16 protein-coding genes are annotated in these 19314 nt (G+C 62.7%); 3 read left to right on the forward strand and 13 right to left on the reverse strand.

The features are described from left to right. Nucleotides 1-8: 8 nt before the first annotated feature. Complete coding sequence (gene uvrC / locus ACSSV3_RS07450; RefSeq protein ID WP_354323417.1) at nt 9-1970, forward strand: excinuclease ABC subunit UvrC; 1962 nt, start codon at nt 9-11, stop codon at nt 1968-1970. Nucleotides 1971-2008: 38 nt separating this feature from the next. Here the strand turns inward: uvrC and ACSSV3_RS07455 are convergent, their stop codons facing one another. From ACSSV3_RS07455 to ACSSV3_RS07465, 3 genes are all read right to left on the reverse strand, one after another. Further along, entirely contained in the window at nt 2009-2932 is a 924-nt protein-coding gene (locus ACSSV3_RS07455; RefSeq protein ID WP_354323419.1) for an OmpA family protein, read from the reverse strand. 192 nt (nt 2933-3124) lie between these two features. Beyond that, nucleotides 3125-4945, reverse strand: coding sequence for a DUF885 domain-containing protein (locus ACSSV3_RS07460; RefSeq protein ID WP_354323421.1), 1821 nt, complete (start codon nt 4943-4945; stop codon nt 3125-3127). Between the two features lie 106 nt (nt 4946-5051). After that, nucleotides 5052-6587, reverse strand: coding sequence for a carotenoid oxygenase family protein (locus ACSSV3_RS07465; RefSeq protein WP_354323423.1), 1536 nt, complete (start codon nt 6585-6587; stop codon nt 5052-5054). Nucleotides 6588-6733: 146 nt separating this feature from the next. Here ACSSV3_RS07465 and ACSSV3_RS07470 point away from each other — a divergent pair, with 146 nt between their 5' ends. Next, nucleotides 6734-7543, forward strand: a complete 810-nt coding sequence (locus tag ACSSV3_RS07470) for a universal stress protein (protein WP_354323424.1) — start codon at nt 6734-6736, stop codon at nt 7541-7543. A 139-nt stretch (nt 7544-7682) separates the two neighbouring features. Here the strand turns inward: ACSSV3_RS07470 and ACSSV3_RS07475 are convergent, their stop codons facing one another. From ACSSV3_RS07475 to hisG, 8 genes are all read right to left on the reverse strand, one after another. After that, the gene (locus tag ACSSV3_RS07475) at nt 7683-8606 is read right to left on the reverse strand and encodes an acyl-CoA thioesterase (RefSeq protein ID WP_354323426.1); all 924 of its coding nucleotides are present in this window, start codon (nt 8604-8606) and stop codon (nt 7683-7685) included. 22 nt (nt 8607-8628) lie between these two features. Beyond that, nucleotides 8629-9507 (reverse strand): cupin-like domain-containing protein, encoded by an 879-nt coding sequence (locus ACSSV3_RS07480; RefSeq protein WP_354323427.1) that lies wholly within the window; start codon nt 9505-9507, stop codon nt 8629-8631. Beyond that, on the reverse strand, nt 9504-10682 hold the full coding sequence (locus ACSSV3_RS07485; protein ID WP_354323428.1) for a GNAT family N-acetyltransferase: 1179 nt from the start codon (nt 10680-10682) through the stop codon (nt 9504-9506). Before ACSSV3_RS07485 ends, ACSSV3_RS07480 begins: the two co-directional genes overlap by 4 nt. 185 nt (nt 10683-10867) lie before the next feature. After that, the gene (locus tag ACSSV3_RS07490) at nt 10868-12955 is read right to left on the reverse strand and encodes a sodium-translocating pyrophosphatase (protein ID WP_354323430.1); all 2088 of its coding nucleotides are present in this window, start codon (nt 12953-12955) and stop codon (nt 10868-10870) included. A 170-nt stretch (nt 12956-13125) separates the two neighbouring features. After that, on the reverse strand, nt 13126-13983 hold the full coding sequence (thiL, locus tag ACSSV3_RS07495) for a thiamine-phosphate kinase (RefSeq protein ID WP_454184782.1): 858 nt from the start codon (nt 13981-13983) through the stop codon (nt 13126-13128). Between the two features lie 16 nt (nt 13984-13999). Then, entirely contained in the window at nt 14000-14482 is a 483-nt protein-coding gene (nusB, locus tag ACSSV3_RS07500; RefSeq protein ID WP_354323434.1) for a transcription antitermination factor NusB, read from the reverse strand. Continuing rightward, nucleotides 14479-15774: a histidinol dehydrogenase gene (hisD, locus tag ACSSV3_RS07505; RefSeq protein ID WP_354323436.1), complete on the reverse strand. Its 1296-nt coding sequence runs from the start codon at nt 15772-15774 to the stop codon at nt 14479-14481. Before hisD ends, nusB begins: the two co-directional genes overlap by 4 nt. Then, complete coding sequence (gene hisG, locus ACSSV3_RS07510; RefSeq protein WP_354323438.1) at nt 15771-16460, reverse strand: ATP phosphoribosyltransferase; 690 nt, start codon at nt 16458-16460, stop codon at nt 15771-15773. Before hisG ends, hisD begins: the two co-directional genes overlap by 4 nt. A gap of 39 nt (nt 16461-16499) precedes the next feature. Between hisG and ACSSV3_RS07515 the strand changes: the two genes are divergently transcribed. Then, the gene (locus ACSSV3_RS07515; protein WP_354323440.1) at nt 16500-17606 is read left to right on the forward strand and encodes a DUF2332 domain-containing protein; all 1107 of its coding nucleotides are present in this window, start codon (nt 16500-16502) and stop codon (nt 17604-17606) included. Here ACSSV3_RS07515 and ACSSV3_RS07520 read toward each other — a convergent pair. Both ACSSV3_RS07520 and ACSSV3_RS07525 read right to left on the reverse strand, forming a co-directional pair. Beyond that, a complete protein-coding gene (locus tag ACSSV3_RS07520) occupies nt 17603-18496 on the reverse strand; it encodes an alpha/beta fold hydrolase (RefSeq protein ID WP_354323442.1) in 894 nt (297 codons plus the stop codon). The two genes, ACSSV3_RS07515 and ACSSV3_RS07520, sit on opposite strands and share 4 nt — an antisense overlap. Next, nucleotides 18496-19305 (reverse strand): SDR family NAD(P)-dependent oxidoreductase, encoded by an 810-nt coding sequence (locus ACSSV3_RS07525; protein WP_354323444.1) that lies wholly within the window; start codon nt 19303-19305, stop codon nt 18496-18498. The genes ACSSV3_RS07520 and ACSSV3_RS07525 overlap by 1 nt, the downstream gene beginning before the upstream one ends. Nucleotides 19306-19314 lie beyond the last annotated feature (9 nt).

Genomic DNA, 19314 nt, shown 5'->3' on the forward strand with positions numbered 1-19314 from the left:
TGCACAACATGGCCCATACACCCGCAGGCACCCCCCATGACCCACGCGGAGCGGAGCGTTTCAACGAGGAACGCGCCGCCTACACTGTCGCCAGCGCCCAGCCCGATCTGGAAGGCGGGGTGCAGGCGATCCGCGATATGGTGAAGGTGTTGAAGCCGGTGCCCGGCGTGTACCGGATGTGTGACGCGCGCGGCGATGTGCTGTATGTCGGCAAGGCGCGCAGTCTGAAGGCGCGGGTGGCGAATTACACCCAGATCGCGGGGCTATCCGGGCGGCTTCAGCGCATGGTCAGCCAGACGCGCGCCATGGAGATCATCACCACCAATTCCGAAGCCGAGGCGCTGCTTTTGGAAGCGCAGTTGATCAAGCGCTTCCGCCCGCCGTTCAACGTGCTGCTGCGCGATGACAAGAGCTTCCCCTTCATCCTGCTGCGCGCCGATCACGCCTTTCCGCGCATCCAGAAACATCGCGGTGCGCGGCGGGCGAAGGGCAATTATTACGGCCCGTTTGCCAGTGCGGGCAGCGTCAACGCCACGCTCAACGCGCTGCAAAAGCTGTTCCTGCTGCGAAGCTGCACAGACAGTTTCTTCAACAACCGTGACCGGCCCTGCCTGCTCTATCAGATCAAGCGGTGTTCTGCGCCCTGCGTCGGGCGGATCAATGAAACTGATTACGACGCGCTGGTGCGGCAGGCGAAGGATTTTCTTTCGGGCAAATCGGGCGCGGTGCAGGCTGATCTGGAACGGCAAATGGCCGAGGCAGCCGAGAACCTGCAATTCGAAACTGCGGCGATGCTGCGCGACCGTCTGCGCGCGGCGACCTTTATCCAAGGGTCGCAGGCGATCAACGCGGCTGGGCTAGGCGATGCCGATGTGTTTGCGCTCGCGGCCAAGGGTGGGGTGATGGGGGTGCAGGCCTTCTTCATTCGCGGCGGGCAGAACTGGGGCCACCGCGCCTTTTTTCCGCGCCACACCAATGATGTGGACGAAGCGCAGGTGCTCGCCAGCGTGATGCTGCAATTCTACGAGGAAGTGCCGCCGCCGCCGAACATCCTTGTCGATCGCGATCTGCCCGAACGCGAGCTGATCGAAGCGGCTTTGTCCGAAGTCGCAGACCGCAAAGTGCGCATCACCATTCCCGAACGCGGCGACCGGCGCAAGCTGATGGCGCAGGCGCAGCGCAATGCGGTCGAAGCGCTCGAACGGCGGCTGGCAGAGACGGGCACCAAGGCGAAGATCAACCGCGAGCTGGCCGAGTTTCTGGAACTTGACGCCCCACCGCAGCGGATCGAGGTTTACGACAACAGCCATATTCAGGGCGCAAAGGCGGTCGGCGCGATGGTGGTGGCCGGGCCAGAAGGCTTTGAGAAAGGCCAATACCGCAAGTTCAACATCCGCGAGGCGCAGACCAATGATGACTTTGCGATGATGCGCGAAGTGATGGCGCGGCGGTTCCGCAGCTTTGGTGAGGGCGAGGCGGAGGCGGGGCAAAAGCCGGGGGGGCACGAGGCGACTCTCCCCGACCTGATCCTGATCGATGGCGGCAAGGGGCAACTGTCCAGCGTGATGCGGGTGCTGGAGGAGATTGGTATCGCTGATGACATCGCGGTGATCGGCGTCGCCAAGGGGCCGCACCACGGGCGCGAGGGGCGCGAAGTGTTCCACTTCCCCGACGGGCGCGAGAAAATGCTTCCCGTGAATTCGCCGCTGCTATTCCATTTGCAGAACCTGCGCGATGAAGTGCACCGCTATGTCATCGGCGCGCACCGGGCCAAGCGGTCAAAGGCGATCACGGCGTCACCGCTCGACGAAATCGCCGGTATCGGCCCAGCGCGAAAGCGAGCGTTGCTGCTGCATTTCGGCACGGCGAGCAAGGTGCGCGCCGCCGCATTGGAAGACCTGCAACGCGCCCCCGGCGTCAGCGCGGCGGTGGCGCGCAAGGTCTATGATTTTTACCACGCGGGCGGGTAGGGCAGGCCCCGGAAGACCCGCCCCAGCCCTGTTTGTGCTTACTGCTCGTCGAGCGCCTTGCTCACCAGCACATTGACCGAAACGCGGCGGTTCTGCGCACGTCCGGCGGCGGTGGTGTTGTCCGCTGCCGGGTCTGCGGTCGCCATCCCGGTCGGGGTTAGCATCCGGTAAGGCTTCCACTTGCACACCTGTTGCAGGTGATTGACCACGGCGGAAGCGCGCTTTTCACTGAGCGTCTGATTGACCTCCTGCGAGCCGGTGGAATCGGTGTAGCCCAGCACCAGCATCAGCGAATTTTCGTTCGCGTTGGCCTCTTGCGCCGCGGCGCAAAGTTCGGCCCGCGCGCCGGGGGTCAGCGCTGATTTGCCGGTGTCGAAATAGACATTGGTGGTGCTTTTGAGGTTGTATTTGTCGATATCGCCGAGCCGCCCGCGCAGGGCCTCGGTCGCGGCGGCGTTTTGGGTGACCCCAGCGGTGTTCTGCTCGATCGCGGCACCGTGCTCTGCGAAACGTTGCGATGTGCCGCCACGGATCATCGCGGCGATCTGGCGATCATCGCTGTTGAAGCGCACTTCGCTCGCGACCAGACCATCGCCATATTGCGCGGTCTTCACGATCACGGGCAGCCCGTTGATCAGCGCGCTGTGGTCGAAGGTCTTGTTGCCGATCCCCAGGAACCCGCCGCGTGTGCGGATTTCGGTTTCGGGATGGAGTGTCACGATGGTGTTGCTGCCATCATCGGCTGTAACCTGCAGGCGCTGGCCTTGGCGCGCGGAAATGATCCCGGTGATCCGGGGGCCTTCGTTCATTGCGGCCATGGGCGGCAGATTGCCGTAAACCGTGGTCAGCACTTCGCTGCCGTCAGCCGGTTGCGTGGATTGAGCGGAAAGACTGGTTGCGGCGGTGGCGCCAAGCAGGGCGATGATCGCAAAGGTGCGCGGGGCACGGAATTTGGTTGTCACGGCGGGGTTGCTCCTGTGGTTTGGGCTGGCGATCCCTATGGGTCAGCCCTTATGGTGAATATGCGCCCGCGCTCCGTGTTCAGCAATACCTTGCTGCCAGATGAACAGCTTTACCCCGGTTGCCACAGGAGCGGGCAACCGGGGCAAGTTACGCGATGAGTTGAGAGTCAGAGCCGCAATGGCTTGGGCGAATTACCGGCTCGCTTCGCCTTCGATCCACCGGTCAATCTTGGTTTCAAGCACCGCCAGCGGCAGGCCGCCGGTGTTCAGAACCTGTTCGTGAAACGCCTTGATATCGAACCGCGCGCCCAGCCGGGTTTCGGCCCGTTTGCGCAGTTCCTGGATCTTGAGCGCGCCGATCTTGTAGGCCAGCGCCTGACTGGGGATGGCGATATAGCGTTCGACTTCGGCCACCACTTCGGTGTTGGTCATGCCCGAATTCTGCATCATGAAATCAATCGCCTGTTCACGGCTCCAACCCTTGGCGTGGATGCCGGTATCGACCACCAACCGCATTGCGCGCAGTTGTTCGTCCTGCAGCGTGCCATAGCGGTTCCACGGATCTTCGTAGAAACCCATCTCGTAACCGAGCGTTTCGGCATAGAGCGCCCAACCTTCGACATAGGCGGTGGTGCCGCCAAAGCGCATGAAGGCGGGCAGGTCTTCATTTTCCTGTGCAAGGCTGATCTGGAAGTGGTGCCCCGGTGCGCCTTCGTGCAGATACAGCGTGACATTGCCGGTCGTCAGGCGGCTGGGCAGGTCATAGGCGTTGAAATAGAACACCCCAGCGCGTTCCCCATCGGGCGAACCCGATTGGTAGGAACCGCCTGCCTGAAACTGCTCGATCGAAGGGTCGTAGGGTTCGATCTTCAATGCCGACTTGGGCAGCAGCGAGAAATAATCGCCGATCTTTTCGTCTACCGCGCGCCCGATGTCATAATAGGATTCGGTCAGCGCCTCACGGCTTTCTGGGTGGAAACGCGTATCGTTGCGGACATGATCGAAAAATTCGTTGAGCGTGCCGGTAAAGCCGACCTCGGCCTTGACCTTTTCAAGGTCAGCCTTGACCCGCGCAACTTCAGACAGCCCCAATTGGTGGATGGTTTCGGGATCAAGCGGCAGCGTGGTCGAATTTTCCACCAGCAATGCGTAAAGCTGCGCCCCGCCCTTCATCTGCGACAGGCCCACGCTGTCGCGCGCGGCGGGCAGGTATTCATCGCGCAGGAAATCGCGCAGGCGGGTGTTGGCGGCGTAGATTTCGCGGGTTTTGGCTTCGTATGCGGCAACAAGGCGCGCTTTGTCGGTGTCTGTGAACCCTTCCGGGAATGTCTTGGTCGGTGCCATGAAAGGCGAATCCGCCAGCGGGGTGTTGATCTGCGTATCAAGCTGGGTGACGGTGATGCCGATGGTCAATTTCGTCTCGAGCACGCCGCTTTCCATGCCTTCGCGGGACCGCTCGATCGCACGGTCGATGAAGGCGATGTAGTCATTGTGGCGCGACAGGTTGTCTTCGTAATTCGCCAACGTCTTGAACGGGGCGACCCCCTTGCCGCTGGCGAAGGTGGGGTAGAAAGTGTGGAGCCCGAAGAAGTGGTTGACCGGGCGCGCTTCGGTAAGGCTGCGCATTTCGTCACTCACACCGGCCAACGCCCGTTCCTGCGTATATTGGAACACGTCATAGGCAAGCGCATCGGTCTCAGACAATTGCGCGCGGTCAATCTGCGCCAGCAGCGCGAGGTTCAGTTTGATATCGGTGCGGCTGGCAAGAAAGCTGGAATCCGTCAGCAAGTCGCCCAGTCGGTCAACGCCTTCATCCTCTCCGCGAAACAGGCGATTGAGTGGATTGAGCGCCAGTTCGCGTGCGTCGGCATCCTCGAACAATGCGAACAGCTTGTCATGCTCGCTCTGCACGGCTGCGGTCGCTGCGGCAGGATCGGCAGCGGTTTCCGCAAGTGCCGGTGTGGCGGCCAGCAGCACTGCGGTGGAAGCGGCAAGAGCAAGGCGAAATTTCATAGAAGAAGCCCCCAAAAGGTCAAAGTTCAGTTGGGGCCCCGCTACGATGCGGCATCAATCGCGGCAAGCGCGCCTGCGACCAGCGACGCAGGCGCTTCGACCGGTGTCATGACGCGATAGTAAGACGCTCCGCATGAAACGCCGCATCGGCCCGCAATTGGTCATGTTCAACCCACACCGAATGCGTTCCCGAACAAATCTTGTGCGGCAGCGCCAGACGGCAGATCGGGCCTTTGGTGATGTCGCTCGCATCCATGATCGCACATTCGGAGGTGCCGGTGTTTTCGTCGATCAGGAAGGTGACCAGATAGCCATCCTCCTCACGTTCTTGTTGGCCTACCGCTTCGCTACTTGAGGCCGGGGTCGCCCCCTTTTTGGGGATCATCGGGCTTTCGCTAGCATAGACCCCTTCAGGCAGGCGATAGACCTGTTCTTGACCCGTTTCGGTATTGTGGCGGACATAGCCATTGAACAGGAACCAGCCGGGCCGCGTCGTGGTTGACCAGACATAGCGGCTTTTGTGCATGGCATAGCGCGGATTGATCATCCCGAATTCGACGATCCGGTCGGTCAGACGTTCTTCGCGTGTCTCGCCGGTTTTCAGGTTGAACCGCCAGCGGTGCAAGCGGCTTTGGAACGAATGTTCGTCGACATAGGCCATCATGTGGCTGTAACGGCCCATTTCCTCCAGCGGATCGGGCATGGGTTTGGCCTGATGATAGCCTTCGAGGATCACTTCATCGCCATCTTCATAGGCGTTGGTCCAGTGCAGCACATAGGTTGGCGCGGCTTCGAACCAGCGAATGTCTTCGGGCTGGCCGCGGCGCGGGATCAGCGCGAAGCGGGTGGGGATGCCTTCGTGCAGGCGCGCCGCGTGAATATCGCGGCGCAGCAGGTCTTCGTCCCAGAACAGCGGCATATCGTTGAGGATCGACCAGTTCGGGGTGATCGCCATATCATGCGGCAGGCGCGGGCCGGGCAGCGGGATCGGCACATAATGCACCAGCTGCCCGGTGCGGTCGACCACGCCGTAATGCATGAAGGGCGCGTATTTCGAATAGTTGAAGAACATCATCTCGCCGGTCGCCTCGTCCACCTTGGGATGGGCTGAAATCCCGTCGAGCGGCACCCACGGAGCCTTGCCCCGGTTGGCCAGCGTCACGGGATCGAGCATCCATGCCTCCCCGCATTGATATAGCGTGGCATAGGCGATCCCGGCGTGGACGATAATATCGGTGCTGCCAGTATCCTTCAGCCCGCCATGCGCGCCAAAACCGGGGCGTTTGGATGTGCCCGCCGGGTCCATCAACCCGCCCCACAGCGATTGGCCCGCGATCTGTTCTGCGTCAAAACAATGGGTGCGCACGAAGCGGTTGCGGTAACTTGCCTTTCCGCCGGAGATATTGACCTGATGGATCATCGAATCGCCATCAAACGGGTGATGGCGGCCCAGCGGTTGATGCACCTGATTTTCGGTGTTGCGCAGGTAAATCCCGTCAATATCCGGCGGAATCGCGCCCGAAATCACAGGCAGTTGCGCCACGTCGACCACTTCGTGCAGCGGTGTCCACGGCCCTGTCAGATAGGGGTGGTTCGACGGTTCCAGCGACGTTTTTACCGGCGGGTGGCGCGTGATCTGCATGGCAATTCTCCCTATGCCAAGACTAACGATGGGCGGTGCGCTGGCAAGCTGGTATGATACATTTTCATGCTGCCCCAAATTTGATTCCGATCAATGTCAGGAACGCGCATCGGGGCGATAGTGAACGCATCAGTGGGAGATACGCCATGAAATCGATTTTGCTGCACATCGATCACGACAGCGCGATGCAGGCGCGGTTGCAAGTGGCACTCGACATCGCGCGGGCGATCAACGCCCACATCACCTGTCTGCAAGCGGTCAGCTATGAAGTGTTCGCGCCCGGCGACTTTTACGGGTCAGCAATCGCGGCGGCGATGCCGGTGATCAGGGAAAACGCCGAAAAGCTGAGAAAGCAAATTGAGTCGGAGCTCGAAAATGAAGGCGTGGCGTGGGATTGGCGGTTCCTTTACGGCATTGCCCAGCACCGCTTGCTTGAACATTCGCCGCTGGCCGATCTGGTGATTGTCGGCCCGTCCGATGGGGGTGACCATGGCCCGTCGGCATTGATCGGAGACCTGGTGCTCAAGGCATCGTTACCAGTTCTGGTGGTTCCCGAAGGCACCAAAAACTTCGATGTAACCGCGCCCGTGCTGGTCGCGTGGAACGGTTCGTCCGAAGCCTGCCACGCGCTGCGTGCGGCGGTGCCGCTGCTTGCCTGTTCGTCCAAAGTAACGCTCGCCAGCGTTGCCGAACCTTCGGAAAAGACGCGGTTTGATTTCCCTTCGACTGAAGGCGCGAAATATCTCAGCCGCCACGGGATCGATTGCGAGATCGTGGAAATCCCGCGTGGGGACGCGAAGATTTCCGACACGCTGTTTTCGGCGGCGCAACTGCGCGAATGCGGGCTGATGGTGATGGGCGCCTATGGCCATTCGCGGCTGGCGGAAATGCTGCTGGGCGGGGTGACGCGGCGGATGATCAGCGAACCGCAGATGCCGATTTTGTTGGCGCATTAGGTTAGGGACGGCAACTTTTCGACAAACTCCGTTCGCCCTGAGCTTGTCGAAGGGCCGTCCTTCTCTTCGAATGCAGCGCGATCCTCGCAAAGAAAAAGCAGCCCTTCGACAAGCTCAGGGCGAACGGGTCGTTGTCAGGTCAGCCCTTCACTCTCCGCCGCATCATGCCTTCCTGCGCGACGCTGGCCACCAATTCCCCCGCGAGGTTGAATATCCGCCCGCGGTTGAACCCGCGCCCGCTGCCTGACCACGGCGCGTCGGTGGCGTAGAGCAGCCATTCGTCGGCGCGCGCATCGCGGTGAAACCAGATCGCATGGTCAAGGCTCGCGCCGACCAGCTCATCTCGCATCCAGCTTAACCCATGCGGCAGCGCGCTGGTGCCGAGCAGGGTGTAATCGCTGGCATAGGTGATGATCGCGCGGTGCAGTTCGGGCGTGTCATCGGCCCCGGTGATCGGCGCGGCGACCCGGAACCAGCTGTGGGCGCGGGGCGCGCGGGGTTCGCTGCTCATCCAGTGGAGGCGGTCAATCGTGCGCATTTCGATGGCACGCGGGCGCAGCATCAGGCGGCGCTGAACCTCGTTCAGATTGTCACCCCAACTTTCCGCGATTTCGCGGCGCATTTCGATGTCGGGGCGCAGATCATCGGGCAGGGCGACATCGGGCATCGGCGAATCGATGTGCTCCAACCCGTCTTCGGGCAGTTGAAAACTGGCGGTGAGGTTGAGGATCGGCGACGAGGTGCCGTCATCGTTCTGCTGCGATGCCACCACCCGGCGATTGGCAAAGCTGCGCCCGTCAAAATCGCGTTCGATCCGGTATTCGATTGCCGAACCCTCACGCCCGCCGCGCAGGAAATAGGCGTGCAACGAATGGGCAGCCTTGCCATCGGTGATGCTCGCTTGCGCCGCCTGCAACGCCTGTGCGAGCACCTGCCCGCCGAACACCCGGCCAATCCCGTCGGTCTGCGGCGGCCCGGTGTAGATATCGGCAGCGCGCTGTTCGACGGTAAGCAGGCGGATCAGGTCAGCGACAAGGTCGGCGTTGGTTGGCGTGTCAGTCATGACACGGGGCCATGCGTGGCGCTTACGTGCCGGTCAACCCCAGCTTGCGCATGATCCGGAACGTATAGGCGCGCGCATAGTTTTGCTGCGGCCAGCGACCCGGCGCTTGCGGGGCAAACCCGCGCGCGCGCAACATCGCGTTGAGGATGCGCGCGTCGCTTTCACGGTAACTCCATTCGCTGCGCCAGGTGATCGACAGCGAGACCGACGGGGCGGGGCCGTTCTTGACGAAATGCGGTGCCATCACCGGCACGAACAGCGCATCGCCGGGGCTAAGCGGGAATTCGCGCCCGTGGCCAAGAAAGCTGTCATCCCATTTCAATTCGCGCGGGCCGCCTGCGTGATAGGTTTCGTGCGCTTCATCCGGCACGAACCGCGTGTCACCCGCCGGGAACTGCGTCATCACCTTGCTGCCACGGATTTGCAGCAGGATGTTGTGTTCCGGATCAAAGTGATAGGGCGTGACCGAATTGGGGCTGGAAACAAAGATGAACCCCTGCGGGGTCAGCATCGCGCCGGTCGCAGCCTCGATTTCGGGACGGATTTCATCGAGCAGGCCGATCAGCAGGTCGCGGTAGGTGGGCACCTGTTCGATATTCTTGAGCACCGCCCAGCTTTCCGCCTCGGCCACCCGGCGGATGGTTTCGGCGATGGTGAGGCCGTTGGAACCCGGCTTGCCATCCACCCCGATCGGCAGATCGCCGCGATTATATTCAACCGATGCGATCGGCAGGCGCTCTGCCAGCTGCGCCAGCGCCTCGATTTCCAGCAGCGGGTGGGCGGTGAGCGCGTGGCGCAGGACATGCGGGGTTTCGGGATAATGCGCAGCGAACCGCTGGCGCGCGGCATCGTCAAACACCGGGGCAGTGGCTGCGTCGGTGAAGTGGGCAGGGGCGTTCATCGGGTGCTCGTCTGGTTGGCGGTTCGGGTGCGGGTTTCGTAGGCCATCAGCAGGCGGAACAGCGCGCGGCGCAGCGGCCCGCCGATGGCGATATTGCGGCTGACCATGCGGCGTTTATCGCGCCACAGGCGTTCGATCATCGGGTGGCCCTCCACCGCGCAGCTATCGGCCCAGTGAATATCGGGACGTTCGATCAGCGTGAGGTTTTCCAGTTGCACCAGCATTCCGGGCGAGAAGCGCGCGTAATCTTCATCGAACGCGGTCTTGAAGCTGTAGGCACCCGGCGGGGTGACGAGGTTCACCAGCATCGCAATCGCCCGCCCATCAAGCCTGAGCGCCAGTCGTTCAAGTCGGCCCGACGCAGCCGCGCCTTCCAATGCCTGCGTGAAGAAGTCGCGGGTTTCGGGTGCGCTGGCGAGGGCTGATCCGGCGGCGCCCTTCCACCCGGCGGCTTCGAGCGTCAGGAATTCTGCAATCCATTCGGCAAGGCCATCTGCATCCGCGCACCGATCAAACGTCAGCGCGCCTTCTTCAGCCAGCCGATTGTGCTGGCGGCGCAATTCCTTGCGTTTCTTCGCGCTCATGGCCTGCGCGAGATAGGCTTCGGCATTGGTGTCACCGCTCAGCAAGGCGCGGCTTTCCTCGGCGACGATGTAATGCGCGCGCCCGCTGGCAGATAAAACCCGATCAAGCGCGGCGTGGGCGGGGCCATCGGCAGGCAATTTGGGCAGATGCAGAAACAGCGTTCGGCGCGGCGAGCGGTCAAAATGCGTGAGCAAGGCGTGCCAGAATGCGTCTTCGTGGCCTGCTGCGATCAGCGGCGTTCCGCAAAAGGCGTTGGCGTGCAGCCAGCCAGCCGCATGAGGAGTTCGGTGGCTGTAATAATTCGCGCTACGCATGATCGGCAGCAACCCACGCAGCTCTCCATCGCGATACCACGCCTTGATCACGACCTGCCCCGCCGTTGCCCATTGCCGCAGCGAAGGCAGCAGGAACCACGGTTCAAAAAACGGGTTTGGTTCGCACGCCTGCGCCACCAATTGTTCCCACTCTGCGAGAAAGGCGGGCAGTGCGATGTCGTTGACGGTCAGCAGGCGCAATTCGCCATCGCGCGGGGGCGCGGAGATGCCGCTTGGCGAAGGGATACGAAAATCGCTCGCCAGTGCCATGTCCATTGCCGTTAACCCCGTATGCGCGCGCCGATCCGTGCTTTGGGCAGGGATATGTCACAAGGCGATTAACAAAGCCTCAGCGGCGCAGGGGGCTGTCCGATGCGGGGACAGGGGCGGGGCAAAAATAAACCCCGCCGGAATTGCTCCCGGCGGGGTATTAAGTTCTAATTTTAATCAGTGTGTGACGATCAGCCCGCCGCCAGCGCCGCGAGCAACAGCAGCGCTACGATGTTGGTGATCTTGATCATCGGGTTGACCGCCGGGCCAGCCGTGTCCTTGTAAGGATCGCCCACCGTATCGCCGGTCACCGCAGCCTTGTGGGCTTCGGAACCCTTTCCGCCGTGGTTGCCGTCTTCGATGTATTTCTTGGCATTGTCCCACGCGCCGCCGCCTGAGGTCATCGAGATGGCAACAAACAGCCCGCCCACGATCACGCCGAGAAGCAGTGCGCCCAACGCGGCAAAGCCATTGGCCTGTCCGGCCACCGCAGTGATCACGAAATAGACCACAATCGGTGCCGCCACAGGCAGCAACGACGGGATGATCATTTCCTTGATCGCCGCCTTGGTGACAAGATCGACCGTGCGGGCGTAGTCGGGTTTGGTTTCGAAGGTCATGATGCCGGGGTTCTTGGCGAACTGGTCGCGCACGTCCTTCACCACTTCGCCCGCCGCGCGGCCCACTGCCGTCATGCCCATTGCGCCGAACAGATATGGCAGCAACGCGCCGAGCAGCAGCCCGACGATGACGTAGGGGTTTTCGAGGCTGAAATCGACCGTCACACCTTCGAACAGCTCTCGCAGGTCGGCGGTGTAGGTGGCGAACAGCACAAGTGCGGCAAGTCCGGCCGAACCGATGGCATAGCCCTTGGTCACGGCCTTGGTGGTGTTGCCCACCGCGTCAAGCGCATCGGTCTTTTCGCGCACGCTATCGTCCAGCCCGGCCATTTCGGCGATCCCGCCGGCATTGTCGGTCACGGGGCCATAGGCGTCCAGCGCAACGACCATGCCCGCCAGCGCCAGCATCGATGTGGCAGCATAGGCGATCCCCATCAGGCCAGCGAGTTGATAGGCGATGACGATCCCTGCGCAGATAACCAGTGTCGGCAGCGCGGTCGATTCCATGCTGATCGCCAGACCCTGGATCACGTTGGTGCCGTGGCCCGTTTCCGAAGCCTTGGCGATGGATCGCACCGGGCGGTAATTGGTGCCGGTGTAATACTCGGTGATCCAGATGATCAGGCCGGTGATGACCAGACCCAGGAACCCGCAATAGAACAGCGTGCGGCCATTAAAGGCCTGCCCTGCAATCGCGCCTTCCATGTCGCCCAGCGAATAGCTGATCGCCCACCAGATTGCCGGAACCGACAAGACGGCAGTGACCAGAAAGCCCTTGTACATCGCGCCCATGATGTTCGTCCCGCCGCCAAGGCGGACGAAGTAGGTGCCGATGATCGAGGTGACGATGCACACGCCGCCAATCAGCAGCGGCAGCGCCATCAACGTGGCGAGGTTTTCTGCGCCGCTCATCAGCAGCGCCGTCAGCACCATGGTGGCGCCCACAGTCACCACGTAGGTTTCGAACAGGTCAGCCGCCATCCCGGCGCAGTCACCCACGTTGTCGCCCACGTTATCGGCGATCACGGCAGGGTTGCGTGGGTCATCTTCGGGGATGCCCGCTTCGACCTTGCCGACCAGATCGGCGCCGACGTCAGCTGCCTTGGTGAAGATGCCCCCGCCAAGCCGTGCGAAGATCGATACCAGCGATGCGCCCAGCGCCAATGCGGTGAGGCCGATCACGACCGGACGGCTATCGGCCGCCAGACCCGCCGGGCCGGTGAGATACCAGAAGAACACCGCAATCGCGAGCAGCGCCAAACCCGCCACCAGCATCCCGGTGATAGCGCCCGCGCGGAACGCCAGCGTCAGGCCCTGTTGCAGCCCGGTCATCGCCGCCGCAGCGGTGCGCACGTTGGAACGCACCGACACGTTCATACCGATGAAGCCCGCCACGCCCGACAACACCGCGCCGATGATAAAGCCGACCGCCGGGATCGTCCCCAGCGTAACAGCGACGATCACCGCCACGATCACGCCGACCACCGCAATCGCGGTATATTGGCGTTTCAGGTAAGCTTGCGCGCCTTCCTGAATGGCGGCGGCGATTTCCTGCATTTTGGCGTTGCCGGCATCTGCGCCGAGCACCTGACGGCTGGTGATGAAGCCATAGACAATGGCAAGCAGCCCCAGCCCAATTGAAATGAGCAATAAATTCACGAGTAATCCCCTCTCGTTTTATTATTTCCGCGCGGGAAACGTGCGCCGCGATTGATCCCGTGGGCGCAGCGCCGGTATTCATAGGCACTCAGCGATGGGTGGCAAGCCTCCACGCCGCCGGGTGCACGGTTTTACGCCGCTTTCAGCATAGTTGCGCGGCAGAACTGGCGCTAACCGTGCCAGTAACCAAGGTTATCGGCGGTGGGGAATGCGTTTTCTCCCAGCACCAAAGGCGCAAGACCAGCGGCAACCACGTTTCCGATGCGGCTCGCGGCGACCGGAATCGCGGCATCGGGCGCGGCGGTGAACAGCAGTTCGTAATCATCGCCCCAGCGCATACATTCATCACGGCGGGCGTAATCGGCCACCGGCACCGCGTCAGGATCAATCGCGAAGGTGACGCCATTAAGGCTCGCCATTCGCCAGCAATCGAGCAGCAGCCCGTCGGACACATCCATCATCGCACTGACCAGCGGGGCGAGCGCCAGACCCTCGGCAAGGCGCGGTTCTGGCCGGTCAAACGCAGCGCGGTGATAGGCCGCGCCTTCAAACCCCAGCATCGCGCGCCCGATGGTGCCAGTGACGTAGACGGCATCGCCCAGCTTTGCGCCGCGGCGCGCAGGCACAGGATGGTGGGTCGCACGGCCAATCGCGGTCATGGCAAAAGTGCTGGCCCCGGTCGCTGCCACCGTATCGCCGCCCAGCAGCGGCACGTTAAAAGCCTGCAATGCTTCCTTGAGGCCTTGCAGAAACCGCACATCATCGCGCCCAAGCGAGTGGCCGAGCAGCACGCCCACAGGCTCTGCGCCTTTGGCCGCGAGGTCGGAGAGGTTGGTGGCGACCAGTTTCCACGCGACATCGGCCATATCGGCATCGGGCCGGAAATGGGTGCCCTCGGCCATCATCTCGTGATTGATGACCAGCGTTTCATCGCCAATGGTGATCAACGCGCAATCATCTTCCAGATTGCGCGCGCCGGGGTGCAGCGGCAGCCTGCGCAAGGCGGCGATGAATTCGGGTTCGTTCATGGCCATGAACGGCGGATTAGCCTGCGCGCGCATCCTTGGCCACGGCATCGAGCACGCCGTTCACAAATTTCGCCTGCCCATCATCGAAGAACGCCTTGGCGACATCGACATATTCGCTGATTGCCACCGCAGTCGGCACATCCTGGCGGGCGAGCAGTTCATAGGTGCCTGCGCGCAGCACTTGCAGCATGGCCTTGTCGAGCCGCGTGAGGCTCCACCCGGCGGCGAGTTTGCCGCTCAGCACGGTGTCGATTTCGTCGCGCCGTGCGTCCACGCCGCGCACCACATCGTCGAAGAACGGCACTTCGGCATCGGCATATTCCGCATCGTCGAAGGCGTCATCGTCAATCGTGCGGCCCAGCCGGTGCTGGTGAAATTCATCGAGCAGCTTGGCGAGCGCGGTGCCTTCCATGTGCTGCTGATACAGCGCCTGCACGGCGGCGAGCCGCGCGGCGGAGCGGGCGCGAGAACGTTGGGGGTCTCGGGCGGGACTGTTCATTTGATCCTCAATTCCACCGACTTGGCATGGGCGGGCAACCCTTCGGCATGGGCAAGCGTGGCAGCGGCGGGGGCGATGGCGGCAAAGGAGGCATCATCCAGTCCGAGAAAGCTGGTGCGCTTCATGAAATCGAGCACCGAAAGCCCGCTGGAAAAACGCGCGCGCCGCCCGGTGGGCAATACGTGGTTCGGCCCGGCGACATAATCGCCGACCGCTTCGGGGGTCATCCGGCCAAGGAAGATGCTGCCCGCGTGGTGGATCTGGCGCATCAACGCCTCTGGATTATCAACCGCGAGTTCGACGTGTTCGGCGGCCAGCCGGTTGGCGAGCGCGGGGGCTTCGGCCAGCAGATCATTGACGACGATGATCACTCCATGCGCGTCCCAGCTGGCGCGCGCGGTTTTGCCGGTGGCGAGTCCAGCAATCTGCACGTCAATGCGGTCTTCGACCTGCCGCGCGTATCCGGCATCATCGGTGATCAGGATCGATTGCGAAGTCGGATCGTGTTCGGCCTGACTCAACAGGTCGGCCGCGATCCAGTCGGGATCGTTCTTGGCATCGGCAATGACGAGGATTTCCGACGGGCCAGCGACCATATCGATCCCGACCACGCCGAACAGTTGACGCTTTGCTTCGGCCACCCAGGCATTGCCGGGGCCGGTGATGACATCGACCGGGCGAATCCGGTCGGTGCCATAGGCCAGCGCGCCCACGCCTTGCGCCCCGCCGATACGCCAGATTTCGTCCACGCCTGCGATATGCGCCGCAGCAAGCACCAGAGGGTTGGCATTGCCTTTGGGCGTGGGCGTGACCACCACCAGCCGTTCCACCCCGGCAACGCGGGCGGGAATCGCATTCATCAGCAGCGACGAAGGATAGGCCGCGCGCCCGCCTGGAACATATAAGCCTGCCGCATCCACCGGCCGCCAGATCGCCCCCAGCCGGACACCGGCTGCGTCCACATAATCGCGGTCTTCCGGCAGCTGAGCCTCGTGATAGCTGCGGATGCGTGCCGCAGCGAGTTCGAGCGCATCGCGCAGATCAGGTGCCAGATCACTATAGGCCTGCTCGCACTGATCACGCGAAATCGACCAATCGGCATCCTCAGCCAGCGCATAGCCATCAAAGCGCTGGGTAAATTCAGCCACCGCCGCATCGCCGCGCTGCTTCACGGTGCGCAGGATGTCGGTGACTTGCCCCGCAACCGCACTATCGGATTCCCGCCGGGCATCGACGATACGGTCGAACCTCGCGGTGAAATCAGGCTGGAGGGAGGAAAGAAGCGCGGTCATGCTGCGGCCTTCGCACTGCGCTGTTCCGCGTCACGGCGAAACGCGGCGACCAGTTCGGCAACGCGCGGATCGGTTTTCAAGGCGGTGCGGTTGACGATCAGGCGGGCCGAAATTTCGATAATCACGTCGGTTTCCACCAACCCGTTTTCCTTCAGCGTCTTGCCGGTTGAGACAAGATCGACAATCTGCCGCGCCAGCCCGAGCGAAGGGGCCAGTTCCATCGCGCCGTTCAGCTTGACGCATTCAGCCTGCACGCCCGCAGCCTCAAAATGGCGGCGGGTAAGGTTGGGGTATTTGGTGGCGACGCGCAGGTGGCTGACGCTGCCCGGTTCATCCATGTCGCTGGCCAGCCGCGCCACCGACAGGCGGCACAGACCGATGCCAAGATCGACCGGCGCGTAAAGATCGGCGTAGTCGAATTCTTCGATCACGTCCGACCCGACAATCCCGACCTGCGCCGCGCCGTGCGCCACAAAGGTCGCGACATCGAACGCGCGCACCCGGATTAACCGCATATCCGCGCGGTTGGTGGCAAACGCCAGCGCACGGTTTTTGGGATCGTGGAAGTCCGCAGCAGGCTCCACCCCGGCGCGCGCCATCACGGGCAGCGCTTCATCAAGAATGCGGCCCTTGGGGACAGCGAAGGTGAGCTGTCCGGGATTGTCGTGGATGTCATTCGTGTTCATGATCGTGGGCGCACTTAAGGGCGAGGCGGCGAAAGGGCAATGGGAATGGGCAATTCGGCGGATCGTCCGGCGTATGAATTCGTCGATATGAACACCGCCGGGCCGGGCGCGGTGGCGACCGCGTTTTCGAATCAGGTCGCCTATTGCCAGCACGCGGGCGCGCCGATCACTGCGCGGGTGGTGGCGGGGATCGCAGCCGTTCTGGAAACTGACGCGGCAAGCGTGCTGTTGGCGCGCATCCGGGGTTGGCAGGGTGCGCCGCTGGCTGATGCGCTGTCATTGCGGGTAGCAGGGGGCATCCACGCGCTCCACCTGTCCGGCGCTGCACCCGAACTGGCCCCGATCTATCGCGGCGAAAATGCCGATGACGCGGCGATTATCGGCGCGGTTATACGGGCGCACGAAGCCGCGTTGCTTCCGTGGCTCGATGGCCCACCGCAGACCAATGAGGCCGGGCGATCAGCCAATTTTATCGCCGCGATGCTGTGGCTCGCCGATCAAGGCCTGCCGCCGCGCTTCCAATGCCTTGAAATCGGGTCGAGCGCCGGGATCAACCTGATGCTGGATCGCTATTCCTATGATCTGGGCGGGGTGATGGTGGGGCCGGATGATGCGGTGATCCACTTCGCCCCGCAATGGCATGGCTCGCCGCCGCCGCAACGCAACATCGCCATTGTCTCCACCAAAGGCTGCGATGTCGCTCCGGTCGATCTGACCGATCCCGCGCAGGCGCTGCGATTAAAGGCCTATATCTGGCCGGAACACACCATCCGGTTTGAACGGATGGATGCCGCGATCCAGGCCGCCCACCAGCGCAAGCCCGATCTGGTGCCAATGAATGCCGCCGATTTCGTCGAGGCCGAACTGGCCAAGCCGCAAGCCAGCGGCGAAACGCGGGTGCTGATGCATTCGATTGTCTGGCAATATGTCCCAGCCGATCAACAGGTGCGGGTAACGGCGGCGATGGCGGCAGCGGGTGCGCGCGCGACCAGCGAGCGCCCGCTGGCGTGGATCATGGTTGAGGCTGATCGCTCCGTTCACCGCCACAAGCTGACGGTGCAATATTGGCCCGGCGGGGGTGAGGAAACGCAGCTGACGTGGTCGCATCCACACGGCGCGGATGTGGAGTGGCTGGTGGGCGCTTAACCCGCCAGAAACGCCTCAATCGCCGCATTCACTGCCTCTGGCGCTTCCCAAGGAACGAAATGCCCGCAATCAGGAACCTGCACGATGGTCAGCGGGTCGATGATATCCTCCAACCCATCAAGGTTTTCCGGCGGCAGAGCGAGGTCATCGAGCGCCCAGATCACCAGAGTCGGGATTGTGAGTTTGGGCAAGGCGGGCGGGGTGTAGCCTGCGGGAACTTCAAACGGCGCATCCATCAGTGGCACGTCAATCGGGCTGGCACGGTAGTAATTGAGCATCCCGAAGGCGGCATCGCGGTTCTGCCAATCCAGCAACAAAGCTTCGCGTTCCTCTGGCTCCATGGCGGATGGGCGATCCCATTTGACCTCCTTCAGCAGCAATCCGGTGAGGCCGTGCTCCTCGACCAGCGCATCATTGGCGAGATCGCGAAACCCGCGGATATACTGGCTCGCCGCGCGCTGGCCGGGGTGGGTGTAGAGCAGGCGCTGAAAGATCGAGGGGTGCGGGGCGTTGGCGATCACCGCCTTGTTCACCCGCGCGTGCTGCCCGCCCAGCGCCACACCCCAGGCAATCGCACCGCCCCAATCGTGGCCAACGATGGTAAAGCTGCCGATCCCCAGCGCGTCCGCCAACAGGAACACATCGCCGATCAGCTTGTCCGGCGTATAGGCGGCCACATCCTGCGGCTTTGACGATCCGCGATAGCCGCGCTGATCGGGGGCGATGCAGCGGAACCGATCCTTGAAATGCGCGATCTGATGTCGCCAGGTGCGGTGGCTTTCGGGAAAGCCGTGGAGGAAGATCAGCACCGGTGCATCGACTGGGCCTTCGTCCACCACGTTAAGGTGAATGCCGTTGGGCAGGGCCACGCGCTTGAGATCAAAATGCATCAGCCTTGCTCCATCTTGTCCATGTAGCCAGCCGCGACCATCCCTGCGACAGAATCGAACAAAGTATCGGGCGTGCGGCGCAATTCGCCCATCGCCTGTTCCGCGCCCTCGGCGATGATGATTTCGCGCTGCCCAGCCGCGATCCCGTCGAGCATTTGGCGCGCGGCGACCTCAGCAGGGATGCCTTCGTCGATCGCCTTGTCGCTGCGCCCACGCGCCTCGCCCGCGCCAGTCAGCGCATTGCGCGAGACATTGGTGGCGACCGATCCGGGGTAGATCGTGTGAACGGAGACGCCCGACTGCGACAGTTCGGCCCGCAGCGCATCGGCATAGCCCGCAAGCCCGAACTTCGCCGCGCAATAGGCGGTGCGCATCGGCACACCGACCTTGCCCGCGATGGATGAGATGAACCCCAGCGCGCCAGAGCCGCGCTCTGCCATGTGGCCGATCAACCCTTGGGAAAAGGCAATCTGTGCGGTCAGATCAATCGCGATGATGTCACGATAAACCTGCATATCGGTGTTCAATGCGCGGCTGCGTTGGGAAACCCCGGCATTGGCAAAGGCGATGTCGACCCCGCCTTTCCACGCGATGGCTTTTGCGGTGGCATCTGCCAGCGCGGCATCGTCGCGCACATCGAAGGGCAGCAGCAGGCTTTCTCCGCAGTCCGCCGCAACCTCGGCCAGCCGTGCTTCATCGCGGCCTGACAGCACCACATGCGCGCCGCGCGCCGCCAATTCGCGCGCCAGCGCCGCGCCGATCCCCGATGATGCCCCGGTGATCCACGCCACCTTGCCCGAATAATCCATGCCAGCTCT

Source organism: Porphyrobacter sp. MBR-49, from assembly GCF_053628655.1.